The organism is Halomonas sp. H5, assembly GCF_050613175.1.
Taxonomy (GTDB): Bacteria; Pseudomonadota; Gammaproteobacteria; order Pseudomonadales; family Halomonadaceae; genus Bisbaumannia; species Bisbaumannia salifodinae.
The window spans coordinates 1,937,633-1,956,210 of sequence record NZ_CP192510.1; the positions used below are offsets into that span (position 1 = coordinate 1,937,633).

The following is an 18,578-nucleotide window of genomic DNA, read 5'->3' on the forward strand; positions in this document are numbered from 1 at the left end:
AAGCGGTGCGTCCCAGCGCGCGGATTTCATGGCGAAAGTCGTCTTTGGAGGTGAGTCCGGGGATACCATGCGGTAGGCTGGAGCTAGTCAGAATTCCTCGTGGATGCTAAGTTGACCAAATGGACAAGATTTCTCTGGCAGCGCCCCGTCACCTCATGACCGGCCTGATCCTGGCCGGCGGCCAGGGACGCCGCATGGGCGGCGTCGACAAGGGGCTGGTCGATTTCGCCGGCCGTCCCCTGGTGGCCCATGCTCGTGTCCCCCTGGAGGGACGGGTGGCGGAGCTGTTGATCAACGCCAATCGTCACCGGGAGGCCTATGCCGCCTGGGCCGACCGGGTGATCATGGACCGGGAAGGGGGCTACCAGGGTCCCCTGATGGGCATCTGGAGCGGGCTCTGTGCCGCCACCACGCCCTGGGTCGTGGTGGTACCCTGCGATAGCCCCGGCCTGCCGGTGGACCTGCTCGATCGGCTCTGGGCCGGTCGCGGGGACGCGGCCATCGCCACCGCCCATGACGGCGAGCGGGATCATCCGGTGGTGGCGCTGATTCGCCGCGACCTGGCCGAAGATCTGGGCCAGGCGCTGGCCGAAGGAGAGCGCAAGATCGATCGCTGGTATGCCCGGCACGCCTGGGTCAGAGTCGACTTCGCCGATTGCCCCGGGGCCTTCGCCAACCTCAATACCCCGGAGGAGAAGCGGCGCCTCGAGGCGGGCGTCGACGAAGCCGGCGGGGAGGTCTCCCATGATGGGGCCTGACGCACGTCGCCTGGGGGGCGAGGCACTGCCGCTGCTGGGGATCGCCGCCTGGAGCGGTACCGGCAAGACCAGCCTGCTGGAGGCGCTACTGCCGCGCCTGGCCGAGCGGGGCCTCAAAACGGCGGTGATCAAGCATGCTCACCACGAATTCGAGGTGGACCGTCCCGGCAAGGACAGTCACCGCCTGCGCCAGGCCGGTGCCGCCCCCATGCTGGTGGCCTCCCGGCGCCGGGTGGCGATGATGTACGAGACGCCGGGGCAGGAGGAGCCCGACCTGCCCGAGCTGATCGAGCTGCTGCGGCCGCGCCGGCCCGACCTGGTGCTGGTGGAGGGCTTCAAGGCCTGGCCGCTGCCCAAGTTGGAGCTGCATCGTCCCGAGCTTGGCAAGCCGCTGCTGGCCCCGCAGGATCCCTGGGTCAAGGCGGTGGCCAGCCCGGCCCCCCTGGCGCTGCCGGTGGGGGTCCTGGCCCTGGATCTCAATAACCACGAGGCCCTGGCCGACTGGGTGGCGGCCTGGCCGGGGCGCTGGCCCGCGGAGTTCTTTCCGCGCGACGAGGAGGTGGGCCCATGAGCCTCTCCTGTTTCGATCTCGGCGAGCGAATGCTCTCGGTGAGCGAGGCCCAGCGCCATCTCGAAGGCCTGGTCTCGGTGCCCCTGGCGACCGAGCTCTGCCCCCTGGCCGAGCTGCCGGGGCGGATCCTGGCGGAGGCGATCCACTCTCCGATCGATGTGCCCCAGAACACCAATGCCGCCATGGATGGCATCGCCCTGGCCTGGCCGGCGCCGTCGGCGGAGCTGGCCCTGGTGGGCAGCGTGCTGGCGGGCAGCCGCGCCGAGCGCTCCCTCGACGCCGGAGAGGCGGTGACCATCACTACCGGCGCGCCGCTGCCCCGGGGCGCCGATACGGTGATTATGCAGGAGCAGCTGATATTCCCCGGTGAGGGGCGGGTGGGGATCACCCGGAGCGAGACGGTGCACCGCGGTCAGCATGTGCGCCAGGCCGGGGAGGACGTGGCCCGCGACAGCCAGGCGCTGGCCGCCGGTACCCGGCTGGGGCCGGCCCAGTTGGGCCTGCTGGCCTCCCTCGGGGTGACCGAGGCGCGGGTCCATCGCCGCCCGCGGGTGGCCATCTTCTCCAGCGGCGACGAGGTGACGGCCCCAGGCGAGCCGCTGCCCGCGGCGGGCATCTACGATGCCAACCGCTACTCCCTGCGTGGCCTGCTCGACGGGCTTGGCTGCGAGGTGATCGATCTGGGCATCCTGCCGGATGATCGGGAAGCGATTGCCGGCGCCCTGGCGCGGGCCGCCGAGGAGGCCGACATGGTGATCACCAGCGGCGGCGTCTCGGTGGGTCGCGCCGACTGGATCAAGGCGGCCCTGGGCGAGGTGGGGGAGCTGGGCTTCTGGCGCATCGCCATGCGCCCGGGGCGGCCCCTGGCCTGTGGTTGGTTGGGGGAGGGGCGCACTCCCTTCTTCGGCCTGCCCGGCAACCCGGTGGCGGTAATGGTCACCTTCCTGCAGTTCGTGCAGCCGGTGCTGCGCCGCCTGGTGGGGCAGCCGGACTGGCAGCCGCGGCGCCTCACCGCCCTGGCCGCCGAGCCGCTTCGCAGTCGCGCCGGCCGAGTCGACTATCTGCGCGGCAGCTACCACAGTGATAGGCAGGGACGGCTGTGGGTGACCCCCACCGGTCGCCAGGGCTCGGGCATCCTCACCTCCATGGTGCTCGCCGACTGCCTGATCGAGGTGGCCGCCGAGTGCGAGGGGGTGGCCGAGGGCGAGCCGGTTACCCTGCAACTCCTCAACGATTTCAGCTAGACAGGAAGCAGCCATGAGCCTGACCCATCTCAATGCCCGCGGTGAAGCCCATATGGTGGACGTGGCCGACAAGCGCGAGACCCGCCGCGAGGCGGTTGCCAGCGGTCGTGTCATCATGCGGCCCGAGACCCTGGCGCTGCTGGCACAGGGCGGCTTGCCCAAGGGCGATGTGCTGGCCACGGCGCGCATCGCCGGTATCCAGGCCGCCAAGCGCACCCATGAGCTGATTCCCCTCTGTCATGCCCTGTCGCTCTCCAAGGTGGTCATCGACTTCCAACTGGACGAGGCCACCTCCTGCGTGGAGGTGAGCGCGCTGTGCCGTCTCAACGGCCGCACCGGGGTGGAGATGGAGGCGCTGACCGCCGTGTCGGTGGCCTGCCTGACCCTCTACGACATGTGCAAGGCGGTGGACAAGGCGATGCAGATCGAGGCGGTGCGCCTGGAGTCCAAGAGCGGTGGCCAGTCCGGTGACTATCGCCGCGGGGTGACCCCGCCGACGCCCATCGTGACCGGCTCCGGTGAGCCCGGGGTGGTGGCGCTCGGTGAGGCGGCCCAGGGCAGCCTGTTGCGGGTGAAGTGCCTGGCGGAGCTGCGCGAGCGCCTCAATGTCAGTGAGCTGGAGATTCCCCTGGAGGCCCTGCCCAGTGCCGATGTGGCGGGGCTCAAGGCGGCCCTTGAGGCCCGCGATGCCGGTTTCGCCCTGCTCAAGGAGGCGCGTATCCTGTGCGCGATCAACCAGGTGATGGGGGGGGATCAGACGCCGCTGACCGAGGGCGATGAAGTGGCTTTCTTTCCGCCGGTCACCGGAGGTTGATGATGATTCGCGTGCAGCAGGCTCCCTTCGATGCCGGGGCCGAAATGGCGGCCTTGAGCGAGGGACGTACCGATATCGGCGCCCTGGTCAGTTTCGTGGGTCGGGTGCGCGATTTCAATGAGCGCCCCGAGGTGGAGGGGCTGACCCTCGAGCATTACCCCGGCATGACCGAGGCCGCCCTGGGGGAGATCGTCGCCGAGGCCGAGGCGCGCTGGTCCCTGCAGGGGGTGCGACTGATCCACCGGGTGGGTCACCTGACGCCCGGCGACCCCATCGTGCTGGTGGTGGTGGCCAGCGCCCACCGTCGCGCCGCCTTCGAGGCCTGTGACTTCATCATGGATTACCTCAAGACCCGGGCGCCATTCTGGAAGAAAGAACACACCGCCAGCGGCCACTACTGGGTGGCCGAGCGCCATAGCGACCACCAGGATGCCCAGCGCTGGGAGGAAAAAACATGACCCCATCCCTGATCGATGACTTCGGCCGGCGGGTCGATTACGTGCGTATCTCGGTGACCGACCGCTGCGACTTCCGCTGTGTCTATTGCATGAGCGAGGAGATGACCTTCCTGCCCCGGGCCCAGGTACTGACCCTGGAGGAACTGGCCCAGGTGGCCCGGGCCTTCGTCGAGCTGGGGGTGGCCAAGATTCGTCTGACCGGCGGCGAGCCCTTGGTACGGCGGGGTATCGACACCCTGGTGGATGAGATGGGGGCCCTGGAAGGCCTCAAGGACTTCGCCATGACCACCAATGGCGCCGGACTGAGAAAGTGGGCGCCGGCCCTGTACCGTGGCGGCCTGGGGCGACTCAATATCAGCCTGGATTCCTTGGATGCAGAGAAGTTTCGTCGCCTGACCCGCACCGGCGACCTGCACAAGGTCATCGATGGCATTCATGCCGCTCAGGATGCCGGCTTCGAGGGGATCAAGCTCAATGCGGTGATTCTCAAGGGCCGCAACGACGACGAAGTCCTCGACCTGGTGGAGTTTGCCCGCCGCGAGGCATTGGATATCAGCTTTATCGAGGAGATGCCCCTGGGCCAGGTCTCCGACCATGGCCGCGACGAGACCTACTGTTCCAGCGACGAGGTGCAGGCCCTGATCGAGGCGCGTTATTCCCTGACCCCGACTTCCGAGACCACTCCGGGGCCCTCGCGCTATTTTCGCATGGCCGACCACGCCAGTCGCATCGGCTTTATCTCGCCCCATAGCCATAACTTCTGCGCCAGCTGCAACCGGGTGAGGGTCACGGTGGAGGGGCGCCTGCTGCTCTGTCTGGGGAACGAACACTCGGTGGATCTGCGTGCCGTCTTGCGTCGTCATCCCGGCGACCTGGAACGCCTCAAGGCGGCCATCGTCGACGCCATGCCGCTGAAGCCGGAGCGCCATCATTTCACCACCGATGGCGATGTCCAGGTGGTTCGCTTTATGAATATGACCGGGGGGTAAGCCAGGCGCCGGCGTCTCGGTGAGGGATATTGGGAGGCAATTGCCTCCCATTTTTATGCATTAAGCAGAGAATATTCCCCCTGTCAGGGGGCGGCTTTCTACGGCACTCCTGCTTGCTAAACCGTCATGGGCGCATATACTTCCAGTGCAGTAAGGCTGAAAACTCAACTCGAATCCCTGGAATGGAGGAGGCCAATGTCCGTCGAGTCTCTGGAGAGAATCGCCCGTAACAAGAATGTCGCCCGTGCCGCGGCGCGCCAGCTCAGCATGGAGCAACTGCACAAGTTGGCCGAAGTGATCGGGGAAGTCATCGAGCAGAAGCAGGAGGATGAGGTGCGTCGTCAACAGGAGGAGGCGATGAAGGAGCGCAAGCTGGCCGAGATTCGCGAGGCGATCAACGAGGCGGGGCTCTCCCTGGACGATCTGGTCTCCGAACAGCCCAAGCGTCGCGGTCGCCCTCCCAAGAAGAAGGATGCCTGAGCCTGGTGTCCTGGACGCCGGCGAGTCGGCAAGCGAGTTAACAAAGAGGCGAGCCTTGGGGCTCGCCTCTTTGCTATCCGCTCGATATCAAGAGGCGAGAGGTTCGGCGGCGAATAGCTGTAGGTGCAGGGTGATGGGATGGCGCAGATGTTGATCGAAATAGCGCAGCAATCCCGGTTCGAGTTCGCCGCGCAGGGCCACCAGGGTCTCGCCATGGGTCTGGGCCAAGTGGTCGTCCAGCCAGTCGCCGAAGGCGGTCTCGTCCAGGGGCAGGTCCTCCAGGGAGTCGAGCAGTAGCCGGCCGACCCGGGCCCAGCCCCGCTCCTCCAGGGGCAGTACCGGCAGGGCCAGGAAGAGCGGTGGATGACGGCGTGACGGGAGGGGGTTGCTGCCTGTTGCTGGGCGCGGCTGGCCACCCCGCTGGGGCACCAGGCAGGGCGGCTCCGGGTAACGCGCTTCTCGATGCAGGCCGTCGCCGTCGAGGCGGATCAGGTCACCATTGGTGGGGATCAGGGGGGTCTCGATGCCCAGGCCCTCGGCCAGGGCCTGGTGGGCCTCCTGATGGCGATGCTCGCCATGTACCGGCAGCAGGCGCCGCGGCCTGAGCCAGTCGTAGAGGGTGGTGAGCTCGTCCTGGGCCGGGTGCCCGGAGGCGTGCAGCTCGGGGTGGTCGCTCTCGTCGAGCACCGTGACGCCGAGTCGCTTCAGGCCATGCTGCAGGCGCTCGATCAGCCGCTCGTTGCCGGGAATCGCCTTGGCGGAGAAGATCACGCTATCGCCGCTGGCGAGCTCCAGATGGGGATGGCGACCCTGGGCCAGCCGCGACAGGGCGGCCCGGGGCTCGCCCTGGCTGCCGGTGGCGATCACCAGCACCTCCTCGGGGGGCAGGTAGCCCAGGTCCCGGGTCGGCACCAGGGGCGGCAGGTCGTCCAGGTAGCCCAGGCCCCGGGCCACCCCCACCATGCGTTCCATGGCGCGCCCCATCAGGCTGATGCGGCGGCCGCAACGGGCCCCGGCCCGGGCCACGGAAAGCACCCGGGCCAGGTTGCTGGCGAAGCAGCTCACCACCACCCGCCCCTCGCAGCTCGGCAGCAGCCGCTCCAGGGCCTCGGCCACCTCGCCTTCGCTGCGGGAGTGGCCGGGCAGGGGGGCATTGGTGGAGTCGCCCACCACCAGGTCGACGGGCGCCAGGGCCCGGTAGAGGGTCTCGTCCACCGGCTCGCCGATGATTGGATCCGGGTCGAGCTTCCAGTCGCCAGTATGCAGGATGCGTTGCTGGGGGGTGGTGATCAGCAGGGCGCAGCTCTCGGGGATCGAGTGGGTCAGTGGCAGCAGGCGCAGGGTGAAGGGGCCGCTCTCGTAGGCCTCTCCCGGCTCGATGACCTGGATCGCATCACAGGCCAGGCTCTGCTCCACGAACTTGGCTCTCAGCAGGCCGGCGGCCAGGGGCGTGGCATAAATGGGGCAGCCCAGCTTGGGCCACAGCCAGGCGGCGGCACCGATATGGTCCTCGTGGCCATGGGTGATATAGAGCGCCCGGGGGCGAATGTCCAGGGTGGTCAGGGCGGCCAGGTTAGGGACCTGAAGGGGCGCATCGGGAAGATCCTGGCGGATCATCATGCCGCAGTCCACGACGATCCAGTGACCGTCATGCCCGTAGAGATTGAGGTTCATGCCGATCTCGCCACAACCTCCCAGCGGCAGAAAGTAGAGGGGCGGCTGGCTGCGGGGGCGAATCTGGACTCGAGGGCGCGACATGGGCAAGGCGATCATCTGACGGAATCGCTCATCATACGGGAAGGGTGGCGGGGTCCACAATGCGGGGGCGCCGGGCGTGTTCCGCTGGGCCGGAATTGGTTACAATCTTCGTCCTTTATGGCTTGATTCTTAAGACGGAAACGCTGTCCATGTCGCACTATTATCGCCTGGTGGTCTCCTGCCCGGATCGGGTCGGGATCGTCTCCCGAGTCTCCGGATTTATCGCCAGCCAAGGCGGCTCCATCACCGAGGCCAACCAGCACTCGGACCTGGAGACCGGTCGCTTCTTTATGCGCTACGAGATCCAGGCCGATTCCATGCCGCTGGATGCCGATGGCTTCCGCGAGGCCTTCGCCCCCATCGCCGAGGAATTTGACATGACCTGGGCGCTGTCCGACACCGCCCGTCGGCGGCGGGTGGTGCTGATGGTCTCCCGCGCCTCCCACTGCCTGGTGGACCTGCTCTATCGCTGGACCGCCGGGGAGCTGGACTGCGAGATTCCCTGCGTGATCTCCAACCACGACGACCTGCGCGCCCTGGTGGAGTGGCACGGCATTCCCTATCACCATGTGCCGGTGGATCCCGCCGACAAGGCCGCCGCCTTCGCCGAGGTGGAGCGCCGGGCGGAGGCCGCCGAGGCGGACGCGGTGGTGCTGGCCCGCTATATGCAAATCCTGCCGCCGGGACTCTGCGAGCGTTACGCCGGCCGGGTGATCAATATCCACCATAGCTTCCTGCCTTCCTTCGCCGGCGCCAGGCCCTACCACCAGGCCTATGAGCGGGGCGTCAAGCTGATCGGTGCCACCTGCCACTATGTGACCTCCGAGCTGGATGCCGGCCCCATCATCGAGCAGGATATCCACCGGGTCAGCCACTGCCATACCCCCCAGGACCTGGTGCGCTTCGGTCGCGACGTGGAGAAGGCGGTGCTGGCCCGGGGCCTGCGCTGGCACCTGGAGGATCGGGTGCTGATCCATGGCAACAAGACCGTGGTCTTCGCCTGAGGGGCGGTTGTCGTGACCTTCGCCGAGACGCTCCTGGCTCCCTGGATGCTGGTCGCCGGCTGGCTGCTGTCGGCGCTGGCGCTGGGCCTGGCCCTTTTGCAGCGCCCCTGGCGGGCGCTGGTTGGTGAGCCCGCTGTGCAGCATCGGCTGATGGCCGCCGCGGTGGCGGTGATGCTGATGTGGCAGCTACGCGCCCAGGCGGTGGACTGGTTGACCCTGCATCTGATGTTCACGGCGTTGCTGACGCTGATGTTCAAGGCGCCCCTGGCGCTGCTGGTCAATCTGGCGGTCAACCTGGCCATGCTGGCGGTGGGCAAGGTGGCTTGGCCCTTGCTGGGGGTCAATGTGCTGGTCAGCGGGGTGGTGCCGGCCCTGGTGATGGTGGTGGCCTGGCGCCTGGTGGATCGCTGGCTGCCGGACAACCTGGCGGTCTTCCTGTTCCTGTGCGGCTTCTTCGGCACCGCCCTCGCCACCCTGGCGGCGGGCCTTAGCGTGCTGGCCATCGTGGGGCTCGGCACCACCGATCCCCAGGCCTGGTTCCTGGTCACCGAGTACGCCCGCTTCCTGCCCTTGCTGATGCCCTCCGAGGCCTTTATCACCGGCATGCTGCTCAGCCTGATGCTGGTCTATCATCCCGACTGGGTGGCCACCTTCAATCGCCACCGCTATATCGATACCAAGTAGGGCCGGGCAAATAGGCCTTGGCGATTATCGCCTAAGTGGTTATAGTGGCAGGCGTTTTGGGGGAGTAGTCACTTTCCCGCCGCCACCCCGGCGGCTCGGAGAAAGGCCGGTATCAACAGCTTTGGTCACCCCGACCATGGTGCCGGCGGCCACGCCGCGTGGCTCGACGAGACTCAGAACATGGGCGCTTCCGAGGCCGGCGGCGATCCGTGTTCTGTCTGTCCGAGCCGGCCGTGGAGTCCTTTTCCCTTGGAAGCCCTGATCACCTCGACCCTGGCGGTGGGTCTCGCCGAAATCGGCGACAAGACCCAGCTCCTGGCGCTGCTGCTGGTGGCGCGCTTCTCTCGCCCCTGGCCCATCTTCTGGGCGATTCTCCTCGCGACCCTGATCAATCATGGCGTCTCGGCCTGGTTGGGTGCCGCCCTGTCTGGCTGGATCGATGCCCAGTGGATGACCCTGGCGGTGGGCCTGGCCTGCATCGCCATGGGCGTCTGGTTGCTGCGCCCCGACGACGACGATGGGCTGGATGCCGGCGCCCCGGGGCATGGGGTCTTCTTTACCTCCTTCGTGCTCTTCTTCCTGGCCGAGATCGGCGACAAGACCCAGGTCGCCACCGTGTTGCTGGCGGCCCGCTTCGAGGCGGTGCTGGCGGTGACCCTGGGGACCACCCTGGGGATGTTGGCGGCCAATGCGCCGGTGCTATGGCTGGGGGCGCGTTTCAGCGAGCGCTTGCCGGTGCGCCTGGTGCATCTGCTGGCCAGTGCACTCTTTATCCTGCTGGGGCTCTGGGTGGTCTTGGTCGAGGCGCGGGCCTGGGAGCTGGTCACCTCGTGAGCCCGTGGCCAAGCGGGGCGGGATCGGGAGAGGAAGGCGCTTTGCTCAGGGAGCCTCGTCGAAGAGCGGCAGTTGGCGCAGCGCCTCCGGCGGGCGCAGGCGTACGCCGACCCCCAGCAGGCGCACCGGCCGGCCGCCCCGCGCCCAGGCCTGGGTCATCAGGGTGTCCCAGGGGGCGCTGCCCTCCAGGGTGGTGAGGCTGAAGTCGTCGAAGCGCACCTTGACGAAGGCGTGGCTCGGCGGTGGGTGGCCGTGGCGGGCCAGGCGCGCCTCCAGGCGAGCCACCAGCTCCGGCAGGGCGGCCTGGCAGCTGGCCAGGTCGGGCAGGTCCCGGGGAAAGGTGGTCTCCACGCTTACCGACTTGCGCTCCCGCTGGGGGCGCACCTCCCGTTCGTCCTGTCCCCGACAGAGCTCGAAGAGGCGCTGGCCGAACTTGCCGAACTGCTCGATCAGCGCCTCCCGGGGCAGGCTGCGCAGCTCATCGCAACGCCGAATGCCCAGGGCGTCGAGCTTGCCGGCGGTGGCCGGCCCCACCCCGGGCAGGCGGTTCACCGGCAGGGCCGCCACGAAGGCCTCCACCGCCCCGGGGGGAACCACCCAGAGGCCATCCGGCTTGTCCCAGTCGCTGGCCACCTTGGCGAGAAACTTGTTGGGGGCGGCACCCACCGAGAGGGTGATGCCGGTGCGGGCCAGGCACTCCGCCTTGAGCCACTGTCCCATCCAGGTGGCGCTGCCCTGGAAGCGGGTCACGGCGCTGATGTCCAGGTAGGCCTCGTCCAGCGAGAGGGGCTCGACTCGGGGCGTGAGCTCGTGGAAGAGGGCGAGGATCTCCCGGGAGACCGCCCGATAGCGCTCGAAGTCAGGCGCTCGCAGTACCAGGTCGGGGCACAGGCGCAGGGCCTGGGCGGTGGGCATCGCCGAGCGCACCCCGAAGGCCCGGGCGGCATAGTTGCAGGTAGCGATGACTCCGCGCCGTTCCCGGCTGCCGCCCACCGCCAGGGGGGCCTCGCCCAGGCTGGGGTCGTCACGCATCTCCACCGCCGCATAGAAGCAGTCGCAGTCGGCATGGAGAATCTTGCGGGTCGCCATGGCGTCCTAGTTGAGGGCCTGGCCGTTGCCGCCGCGGATCACCCCGACGCCGATGCCCTCGATCTCCAGGGCCTCGTTGCGCAGGTCCACCTCGATGGGGGCGAAGTCCGAATTCTCCGCTTCCAGCCAGACCCGGGGGCCCTGGCGGCGGAAGCGCTTCACCGTGACCTCGTCCTCGAGGCGTGCCACCACGATCTGGCCGTCGCGCACCCGCTCGGTGCGGTGCACCGCCAGCAGGTCGCCTTCGAGGATGCCCACGTCTTTCATGGAGAGGCCGCGAACCCGCAACAGGTAATCGGCCCGGGGCGTAAAGAAGTCCGGCGGCAGCGGGCAGTAGCGGTCGATATGCTCGGTGGCCAGGATGGGGCTGCCGGCGGCCACCTCGCCGATGATCGGCAACCCCGGGGGGGCGACGTCGCTCTCGGCCTCGGCGCTCTCCTGGGCGGGCAGGCGAATGCCCCGGGAGGTGCCGGCGACCATGCGGATCACCCCCTTGCGCTCCAGGGCGCGCAGATGCTCCTCGGCGGCGTTGGGCGAGCGGAAGCCCAGGGCCCGGGCGATCTCGGCCCGGGTGGGGGGATAGCCCTGCTCGTTGAGGGTCTTGACGATAAAGTCATAGACGTTCTGCTGGCGCGGGGTGAGGGGGCGGCTCATGGCGGGCTCCACGGCGTATTCAAGGGTTTGTTCAAGTATACAGCATGGTTTTACATACAGTAAGCGTTGCCCCGCCTTGCCGCGTATCCTGAGTGTAACGGCGTTTTAAACTACGATGTTTTATGCCACTATCCCGGCACTACTCGAAGATTTCATGTTTTAAACAGCCGTCTTATCCCGGTGAGGGCGAGCGCCCCCAGCGCCCCTCGGCGAGGGGCCGGATGAGACGGCCTGGGGGAGCCGCGCCCTATGGCCCAGACCGATACCGTGACCCGTATTCTCGATACCGCCGAGGTGCTGTTCGCCGAGCGCGGCTTTGCCGAGACCTCGCTGCGCAATATCACCAGCAAGGCCAAGGTCAATCTGGCCGCCGTGAACTACCACTTCGGTTCCAAGAAATCGTTGATCCAGGCGGTCTTCGCCCGCTACCTGGACCCCTTCACCGAACGCTTCCACGCCGCCCTGGACGAGCTGGAGGCGGAGTACCAGGGGCGCGACATCCCCCTGGAGACCCTGCTGGAGAGCATGGCGCGTACCGTGCTGGAGGTGCCCGCCGAGCGCAATAGCCTCAAGGTCTTCATGCGCCTGCTGGGGCTCGCCTATAGCCAGGCCCAGGGCCACCTGCGCCGCTATATCCAGGAGCACTATGGCAGCGTCTTCACCCGCTTCACCGAGCTGGTGCGTCGAGCCACCCCGGAGCTGCCCGATGCCGAGCGCTTCTGGCGGCTGCACTTCGTGCTGGGTAGCGTGATCTTCACCCTCTCGGGCCTCGATGCCCTGCGCGATATCGCCGAGCAGGACTATGGCGAGCAGGTCACGGTGCGTGACCTGATTCGCCGCATGCGCCCGGTGGTGGTATCCGCCATGCATGCGCCCCTGCCCGAGCCCGCCGAGTCGGTGGCCTAGGTCATGCGTACCCCGCGACTCGATGCCCTGCCGCCCCGAGACGGTCCCTGGCTGGAGATCGATCTCGGCGCCCAGCGCCTGACCCTCTGGCGGGGGCGGGAGGTCGTCCTCTCCCATGCCATCTCCAGCGGCATCGCCGGCAATGGTCAGCAGGAGGGAAGCGGTCAGACCCCCCTGGGCTGGCACTATGTCCGTGCCGCCATCGGCGCCGACCGGCCGCGTGGCACGGTATTTCGCGGGCGCCGCCCCACGGGGGAGATCTTCGACCCCGAGCAGGCGGTGCCCGGGCGCGACTATATCCTCACTCGCATCCTCTGGTTGTGCGGCCTGGAGCCGGGATATAACCGTGGCGGCGATGTGGATAGCCAGCGTCGCTATATTTATCTGCATGGCACCCCACCGGATCAGCCCATGGGCGTGGCCGCCTCCCACGGCTGTATCCGCCTGCGTGACGATGACCTCCTGGCGCTGTTCGCCGCGACGCCCCCGGGCACGCCGGTGTGGCTCCACGACTGAGTGACCCTGTTGTCGCCTCAGACATTGGTCTAGAATGCCCCACTTCTTCAGCCAAGGAAGATGAACATGACGCAACCTCTCGGCTCGGTGATGCTGGATCTGGAAGGCCCCCGGCTTCGCCCTGAGGAAGGTGACATGCTCAAGCGCCCCGAGGTCGGTGGCGTGATCCTGTTCTCCCGCAATATCGAGGATGCCCGGCAGGTCCAGGCGCTGTGCGCGGCCATTCGTCGCCTGCGTCCCGACCTGCTGCTGGCCATCGACCAGGAAGGAGGGCGGGTCCAGCGCCTGCATGAGGGCGTGACCCGGTTACCCTCCATGGCGAGGCTCGCCGAGGGCTTCGAGGAAGATCCCCAGGCCGTGGTACAGCGCTGTCAGGATGCCGGCTGGCTGCTGGGCATGGAGATGGCCGCCTGCGGTCTCGATCTCACCTTCGCCCCGGTGCTGGACGTGGAGGGCGGCGGTTCCACGGTGATCGGTGATCGCAGCTTCTCCGCCGACCCTCGGGTGGTCAGCCTGCTGGGACGGGCCTTTATCAAGGGCCTCCACGAGGCCGGCATGGTCGCCGTGGGCAAGCACTTCCCCGGCCATGGCGGCGTCGCCGCCGACTCCCATCACGAGCTGCCGGTGGACCCGCGTCCCCTCGAGGCGCTGCGCCGCCATGACCTGCTGCCGTTCGCCGAACTGGCCGGCGAGCTGGACGGGGTGATGCCGGCCCATGTGGTCTATTCCGCCTTCGATAAGCGTCCCGCCGGCTTCTCGCGCAGTTGGCTGGGCCTGCTGCGCGAGGAACTGGGCTTCAAGGGCACCATCTTCTCCGACGACCTGGGCATGGCCGGTGCCGCCGTGGCCGGCAGTCCCGGCGAGCGGGCCCTGGCCGCCCTGGAGGCCGGCTGCGATATGGTGTTGATCTGCAATGACCGCGCCGCCGCCCTGGAGGTGCTGGACGCCTGTGTGGGGCGCGCCTGCAAGCGCCAGGCCAAGCTGCGCTACTGCCGCGCCCGGCCCAGCCTCGAGGCCCTGCCGGCGCTGTCCCGCTGGCGCCGTGTCCATGCCCAGCTGGAATCCCTGGCCGACCCTTCCCAATAAGTGCCGGCGGTGCCTGCCGTGGCGCCGCCGCTTCAGCCGATTTCGAGAGCGAGCCCATGACGCGACTGGCCCCCGAGCACCATGAATCCCTGACCACCATGCGCGATATCATGGCCGATGCCGACTGCCTGATCACCCAGGAGGCAGTGGAGAAGGCCCTGGACCGCATGGCCGAGCAGATCACCGCCGACCTCGGCGACAAGCTGCCGGTCTTCTACTGCGTAATGAACGGTGGACTGATCACCACCGGCCATCTGTTGACCCGTCTGGGCTTCCCCCTGGAGGTGGATTACCTGCACGCCACCCGCTATCGGGGCGGCATCCGCGGCGGCGAGCTGTTCTGGCGAGTCTCCCCGGAGATTCCCATGGCCGGCCGCCATGTGGTGATCGTCGACGATATCCTCGACGAGGGCGCCACCCTGGCGGCGATCCTCGACTACTGTCGTGAGGCGGGGGCGGCCAGTGTCTCCACCGCGGTGCTGGTGGACAAGGCCCACGAGCGCAAGGCGGTGCCGGGGCTCAGGGCCGATTACTGCAGCCTGGAAGTCGAGGATCGCTATGTGTTCGGCTTCGGCATGGACTATAAGGGCTACTGGCGCAATGCCCCGGGGATCTTTGCCCCGAAAGGACTGTAAGAGGGTCGCCATGTGTTCGGCTTCGGCATGCTGATAAGGATCGGCAAGGGCGACTGACGCAATGCCCCGGGGATCTTCGCGCCGAAAGGGTTGTAGGTTCCGGAGGCAGGGACTCAAGGCGCTCGATACCTTTCGCAGCCTCGAAGTCGAGGATCGCTATGTGTTCGGCTTCGGCATGCTGATAAAGATCGGTAAGGGCTACTGGCGCAACGCCCCGGGGATCTTTGCCCCGAAAGGACTGTAAGAGGGTCGCCATGTGTTCGGCTTCGGCATGCTGATAAGGATCGGCAAGGGCGACTGACGCAACGCCCCGGGGATCTTTGCTCCTAAAGGGTTGTAGCTGCCGAGTGTCCGGAGGGGACCTAGGCCCCGCGCAACCGTCGACTCGGGAGCTTCGAGCAAGCCGGCTCGCTTGCACCGGGACGCAACCCCGATGCTACGTGAGCCGGGGGACGCGCACAGGCCGGAACAAGGTCCCTCTTGCCGCCCATAAATCGACATCCCTGTCGATTTGCGCTACTCGGCTCGCTGCGCCTCGGCGTCCCGGTGAAATCGCTCGCCTGCCTCGCTCGAAGCCCCCAGGCAGGCCTTGTCCCGTGCGCGATCAGGAGATAGTCGATGCTGGCAATTATCGGTGGTACCGGCCTTAGCGATATCCCCGGCCTGGAGATCCTGCGGCGGCACAGCTGCGAGACGCCCCTGGGCAGCGCCTCGGCGCCGGTGCTCCAGGGGCGCCTGCAGGATCGCGAGATGCTCTTCCTGGCCCGGCACGGCCAGCCCCGACGCCTGCCGCCTCATCGCATCAACTACCGCGCCAACCTCTGGGCCCTGCACCAGGCGGGGGCCAGCCGGGTGCTGGGGATCAATGCGGTGGGGGGGATCGATCCCGCCCTGCACGCCGGCGATCTCGTGGTGCCGGATCAACTGATCGACTATACCCATGGCCGGGAGGGGACCTTCTTCGATGGTCGCTTCAAGCCGCTGGCGCATATCGACTTTACCCACCCCTATGACGCGGCCCTGCGCCAGGCGCTGCTGGCGGCCGGGGCGGCGGCGGGGGAGTCCCCGGTGGCCGGGGGCGTTTACGCCTGTACGCAGGGGCCGCGGCTGGAGACCGCCGCCGAGATCGCCCGGCTGGCCCGGGATGGTGCCACCCTGGTCGGCATGACCGGCATGCCCGAGGCGGCCCTGGCCCGGGAGCTGGCGCTGCCCTATGCGAGCCTGGCCCTGGTGGTCAATGCCGCGGCGGGGGGCGGCGAGGGAGAGATCGCCCTGGCCCAGGTGGAGGCCGCCCTCGAGGCCGCTATCGCCCGGGCCCGCGGGGTGATCGAGGCGTTATTGCTCGCCGACACCGATGAGGAGCCGAGGCGCTAAAAGACGCGTCGCTCCGTCGCCCCTGAGAGAGCCAGCGCCCCCGCCGAGCGATCGGTGGGGGCGCGTTGCCGTAGTGGCGGGGCGATCACGCCAGCCCCAGCTCGTGGGTGGCCTCCTCGCGCATCTTGAACTTCTGGATCTTGCCGGTGACGGTCATCGGGAAGTCATCGACGAACTTCACCACATGGCGCGGGATCTTGTCTTGTCCGAGGCGGGCGATCATGCCAGCCCCAGCTCGTGGGTGGCCTCCTCACGCATCTTGAACTTCTGGATCTTGCCGGTGACGGTCATCGGGAAGTCATCGACGAACTTCACCACATGGCGCGGGATCTTGTCTTGTCCGAGGCGGGCGATCACGCCAGCCCCAGCTCGTGGGTGGCCTCCTCGCGCATCTTGAACTTCTGGATCTTGCCGGTGACGGTCATCGGAAACTCGTCGACGAACTTCACGTAGCGCGGGATCTTGTAGTGGGCGATCTTGCCCTGGCAGAAGGCCTTGAGGCCCGCCTCGTCGAGGCTCTCGCCGTCGCTGAGCTTGACCCAGGCCATCACCTCCTCGCCGTACTTCTCGTCGGGCACGCCGATCACCTGCACATCGGAGATGGCTGGATGGGTATAGAGGAAGTCCTCGATCTCCCGGGGATAGATGTTCTCGCCGCCGCGAATGATCATGTCCTTGATGCGCCCGACGATGGCCACATAGCCGTCCTCGTCCATGCTCGCCAGGTCGCCGGTATGCATCCAGCCGGCGTTATCGATGGACTTGGCGGTGGCCTCCGGGTTGTTCCAGTAGCCGAGCATCACGCTGTAGCCGCGGGTGCATAGCTCGCCGGTCGCGCCCCGCGGCACCACGGCACCGGTTTCCGGGTCGACCAGCTTCACCTCCAGGTGGGGGTGGATGGTACCCACGGTGGTGACGCGCTTCTCCAGGGGCGCATCGGTGCGGGTCTGGAAGCTCACCGGGCTGGTCTCGGTCATGCCGTAGCAGATGGTGACCTCCTCCATATGCATCTTTTCGATCACCTTGCGCATCACCTCGATGGGGCAGATGGAGCCGGCCATCACGCCGGTGCGCAGGCTGGAGAGGTCGAAGTCGGCGAAGCCGGGGTGCTCCAGCTCGGCGATAAACATGGTGGGCACCCCGTAGAGGGCGGTGGCACGCTCCTCGGCCACCGCGCGCAGGGTGCTCTCGGGGTCGAAGCCGTCGCCGGGATAGATCATGGTGGCGCCATGGGTCATGCAGCCCAGGTTGCCCATCACCATGCCGAAGCAGTGGTAGAGGGGCACCGGAATCACCATCCGGTCGGCCTCGCTAAGCTTCATGGTGCGGGCGACGAAGAAGCCATTGTTGAGGATATTGTGGTGGGAGAGGGTGGCCCCCTTGGGCGCGCCCGTGGTGCCGGAGGTGTACTGGATATTGATCGGCTCGTCGAACTGCAGGCTCGCCTGCACCTCGGCCAGATACTCGGCGCCGACCTCGGCGGCTCTTGCCTGGAGGGCCTGCCAGCTCAGCATGCCGGGCAGGGCGCGTTCGCCGTCCAGGCAGATCACTCGCTTGAGCTCGGGGAGCCGGGCGCTCTGTAGCGTGGCGGGGTCGCCATCCTGCAGCTCCGGCGCCAGCTCCGCCAGGGTCACCACATAGTCCGAGTTCTTGAAGGCCCCCTGCAGGATCAGCGTCGAGGTGCCGGACTGCTTGAGGGCATACTCCAGCTCATGGGTGCGGTAGCTGGGATTGATATTGACCAGGATGGCGCCGATCTTGGCGGTGGCGAACTGGGTCAGGGTCCATTCGGCGCAGTTGGGGGACCAGATGCCTACCCGGTCGCCCTTGGCGACGCCGAGCGCCAGCAGGGCGCGGGCGGTCCGGTCCACCGCGGCTTGAAGTTCGCGCCAGCGATAGCGCACGCCCTGGTGCAGGCTGAGCAGGGCCTCTCGATCCGGGAAGCGGGCCACGGTGGCATCGAAACAGTCGCCGATGGTCTGTCCCTTGAGGGGCGTATCGCTGATTCCACTGACATAGCTGGCAGGCTGAGGCGTCATGGTGGCTCCTTGATGGCTGGTGCTTGTTATTGTTGCTGGGGCGGCGCGGAGCGCGTCGCCCGGTGTCCATGACGGGAGCGGGTCGGACTCAGGTGACGTCGTGGCGATCCAGTTGCTCGAGGACGCTGCGACAGCGGCTCTCCACCTCGTCGAGCTCCTGCTGCATCAGGCGGATATCCTCCAGGCGCGCCTGCATCTCGGCCCGCTTGGCGCTGAGGATCTCCAGCATGCGCTGCAGCTGACGGGCATTGCCATCCGGCATGGCGTCGTAGAGCTCGATGACCTCGCGAATCTCCGCCAGGGTAAAGCCCAGCCGCTTGCCCCTGAGGGTCAGCTTGAGGCGCACCCGATCCTTCTCGTGGTAGATGCGAGTCTGGCCACGTCGCTCCGGTGCCAGCAGGCCCTCCTGCTCGTAGAAGCGGATGGTGCGGGGCGTCACCTCGAACAGCCGCGACAGTTCACCGATCGAGTAGGTGCGGCGCTGAGGTTTCAGCGCACCGGTCGCGCGGGGGGAAGCCATCGCCTCCTGGCGGGGTTTCGGCATCGTTGTCATCCTGTAGTCAGACGGTTGGCGGTGTGTCGCCTATGATCTCGCATCCCGTCCTTGCTTTCCAAAGCCTAGCGCCAAGTTTACGTTAACGTAAAGTGCAGAAGCATCGACTTTTGGCGTAGGGGGAGGGGGATG

At 67.5% G+C, this 18,578-nt stretch carries 22 protein-coding genes; 15 read left to right on the forward strand and 7 right to left on the reverse strand.

Going from position 1 to position 18,578, the window contains the following annotated elements:
- The first annotated feature begins 119 nt into the window (after window positions 1-119).
- From mobA to ACQ1W9_RS09100, 7 genes are all read left to right on the forward strand, one after another.
- On the forward strand, window positions 120-758 hold the full coding sequence (gene mobA / locus ACQ1W9_RS09070) for a molybdenum cofactor guanylyltransferase MobA (RefSeq protein WP_431026272.1): 639 nt from the start codon (window positions 120-122) through the stop codon (window positions 756-758).
- A complete protein-coding gene (mobB, locus tag ACQ1W9_RS09075) occupies window positions 745-1,329 on the forward strand; it encodes a molybdopterin-guanine dinucleotide biosynthesis protein B (protein ID WP_431026273.1) in 585 nt (194 codons plus the stop codon). The genes mobA and mobB overlap by 14 nt, the downstream gene beginning before the upstream one ends.
- Window positions 1,326-2,573: a molybdopterin molybdotransferase MoeA gene (gene moeA / locus ACQ1W9_RS09080; RefSeq protein ID WP_431026274.1), complete on the forward strand. Its 1,248-nt coding sequence runs from the start codon at window positions 1,326-1,328 to the stop codon at window positions 2,571-2,573. The genes mobB and moeA overlap by 4 nt, the downstream gene beginning before the upstream one ends.
- Window positions 2,574-2,586: 13 nt before the next feature.
- On the forward strand, window positions 2,587-3,387 hold the full coding sequence (gene moaC, locus ACQ1W9_RS09085) for a cyclic pyranopterin monophosphate synthase MoaC (RefSeq protein WP_431026275.1): 801 nt from the start codon (window positions 2,587-2,589) through the stop codon (window positions 3,385-3,387).
- 2 nt (window positions 3,388-3,389) lie between these two features.
- Complete coding sequence (gene moaE / locus ACQ1W9_RS09090; protein WP_346062265.1) at window positions 3,390-3,845, forward strand: molybdopterin synthase catalytic subunit MoaE; 456 nt, start codon at window positions 3,390-3,392, stop codon at window positions 3,843-3,845.
- Window positions 3,842-4,834, forward strand: coding sequence for a GTP 3',8-cyclase MoaA (gene moaA / locus ACQ1W9_RS09095; RefSeq protein ID WP_431026276.1), 993 nt, complete (start codon window positions 3,842-3,844; stop codon window positions 4,832-4,834). Before moaE ends, moaA begins: the two co-directional genes overlap by 4 nt.
- Window positions 4,835-5,029: 195 nt before the next feature.
- A complete protein-coding gene (locus ACQ1W9_RS09100) occupies window positions 5,030-5,314 on the forward strand; it encodes a hypothetical protein (RefSeq protein WP_431026277.1) in 285 nt (94 codons plus the stop codon).
- An 87-nt stretch (window positions 5,315-5,401) separates the two neighbouring features.
- Here ACQ1W9_RS09100 and ACQ1W9_RS09105 read toward each other — a convergent pair whose 3' ends face one another.
- Window positions 5,402-6,988, reverse strand: coding sequence for a ribonuclease J (locus ACQ1W9_RS09105; protein ID WP_431026433.1), 1,587 nt, complete (start codon window positions 6,986-6,988; stop codon window positions 5,402-5,404).
- Window positions 6,989-7,221: 233 nt separating this feature from the next.
- Between ACQ1W9_RS09105 and purU the strand changes: the two genes are divergently transcribed.
- The 3 genes from purU to ACQ1W9_RS09120 all read left to right on the forward strand — a co-directional run bounded on the left by purU (window position 7,222) and on the right by ACQ1W9_RS09120 (window position 9,594).
- Entirely contained in the window at window positions 7,222-8,076 is an 855-nt protein-coding gene (gene purU, locus ACQ1W9_RS09110) for a formyltetrahydrofolate deformylase (protein ID WP_431026278.1), read from the forward strand.
- Window positions 8,077-8,088: 12 nt separating this feature from the next.
- Complete coding sequence (locus tag ACQ1W9_RS09115) at window positions 8,089-8,760, forward strand: energy-coupling factor ABC transporter permease (RefSeq protein ID WP_431026279.1); 672 nt, start codon at window positions 8,089-8,091, stop codon at window positions 8,758-8,760.
- 249 nt (window positions 8,761-9,009) lie between these two features.
- A complete protein-coding gene (locus ACQ1W9_RS09120) occupies window positions 9,010-9,594 on the forward strand; it encodes a TMEM165/GDT1 family protein (protein WP_346062270.1) in 585 nt (194 codons plus the stop codon).
- Window positions 9,595-9,639: 45 nt separating this feature from the next.
- Here ACQ1W9_RS09120 and dinB read toward each other — a convergent pair whose 3' ends face one another.
- On the reverse strand, window positions 9,640-10,683 hold the full coding sequence (gene dinB / locus ACQ1W9_RS09125) for a DNA polymerase IV (protein WP_431026280.1): 1,044 nt from the start codon (window positions 10,681-10,683) through the stop codon (window positions 9,640-9,642).
- A 6-nt stretch (window positions 10,684-10,689) separates the two neighbouring features.
- A complete protein-coding gene (gene lexA, locus ACQ1W9_RS09130; protein WP_431026281.1) occupies window positions 10,690-11,337 on the reverse strand; it encodes a transcriptional repressor LexA in 648 nt (215 codons plus the stop codon).
- Window positions 11,338-11,586: 249 nt separating this feature from the next.
- Between lexA and ACQ1W9_RS09135 the strand changes: the two genes are divergently transcribed.
- From ACQ1W9_RS09135 to ACQ1W9_RS09155, 5 genes are all read left to right on the forward strand, one after another.
- Window positions 11,587-12,243: a TetR/AcrR family transcriptional regulator gene (locus tag ACQ1W9_RS09135; protein ID WP_346062273.1), complete on the forward strand. Its 657-nt coding sequence runs from the start codon at window positions 11,587-11,589 to the stop codon at window positions 12,241-12,243.
- 3 nt (window positions 12,244-12,246) lie between these two features.
- On the forward strand, window positions 12,247-12,759 hold the full coding sequence (locus ACQ1W9_RS09140) for a L,D-transpeptidase (RefSeq protein WP_431026282.1): 513 nt from the start codon (window positions 12,247-12,249) through the stop codon (window positions 12,757-12,759).
- A gap of 66 nt (window positions 12,760-12,825) precedes the next feature.
- Window positions 12,826-13,845, forward strand: a complete 1,020-nt coding sequence (gene nagZ, locus ACQ1W9_RS09145) for a beta-N-acetylhexosaminidase (RefSeq protein ID WP_431026283.1) — start codon at window positions 12,826-12,828, stop codon at window positions 13,843-13,845.
- 56 nt (window positions 13,846-13,901) lie between these two features.
- The gene (locus ACQ1W9_RS09150) at window positions 13,902-14,480 is read left to right on the forward strand and encodes a hypoxanthine-guanine phosphoribosyltransferase (RefSeq protein ID WP_346062276.1); all 579 of its coding nucleotides are present in this window, start codon (window positions 13,902-13,904) and stop codon (window positions 14,478-14,480) included.
- 618 nt (window positions 14,481-15,098) lie between these two features.
- Complete coding sequence (locus ACQ1W9_RS09155; protein ID WP_431026284.1) at window positions 15,099-15,854, forward strand: S-methyl-5'-thioinosine phosphorylase; 756 nt, start codon at window positions 15,099-15,101, stop codon at window positions 15,852-15,854.
- Between the two features lie 85 nt (window positions 15,855-15,939).
- Here ACQ1W9_RS09155 and ACQ1W9_RS09160 read toward each other — a convergent pair whose 3' ends face one another.
- The 4 genes from ACQ1W9_RS09160 to ACQ1W9_RS09175 form a co-directional block, all read right to left on the reverse strand.
- Window positions 15,940-16,077 carry a hypothetical protein gene (locus ACQ1W9_RS09160; protein ID WP_431026285.1) on the reverse strand — a complete coding sequence of 46 codons (138 nt, stop codon included), beginning with the start codon at window positions 16,075-16,077 and terminating at the stop codon, window positions 15,940-15,942.
- Window positions 16,074-16,211, reverse strand: a complete 138-nt coding sequence (locus tag ACQ1W9_RS09165; RefSeq protein WP_431026285.1) for a hypothetical protein — start codon at window positions 16,209-16,211, stop codon at window positions 16,074-16,076. Before ACQ1W9_RS09165 ends, ACQ1W9_RS09160 begins: the two co-directional genes overlap by 4 nt.
- Window positions 16,208-17,893, reverse strand: a complete 1,686-nt coding sequence (locus tag ACQ1W9_RS09170) for an AMP-binding protein (protein WP_431026286.1) — start codon at window positions 17,891-17,893, stop codon at window positions 16,208-16,210. The genes ACQ1W9_RS09165 and ACQ1W9_RS09170 overlap by 4 nt, the downstream gene beginning before the upstream one ends.
- 88 nt (window positions 17,894-17,981) lie before the next feature.
- The gene (locus tag ACQ1W9_RS09175) at window positions 17,982-18,437 is read right to left on the reverse strand and encodes a MerR family transcriptional regulator (protein ID WP_431026287.1); all 456 of its coding nucleotides are present in this window, start codon (window positions 18,435-18,437) and stop codon (window positions 17,982-17,984) included.
- Window positions 18,438-18,578: the final 141 nt, after the last annotated feature.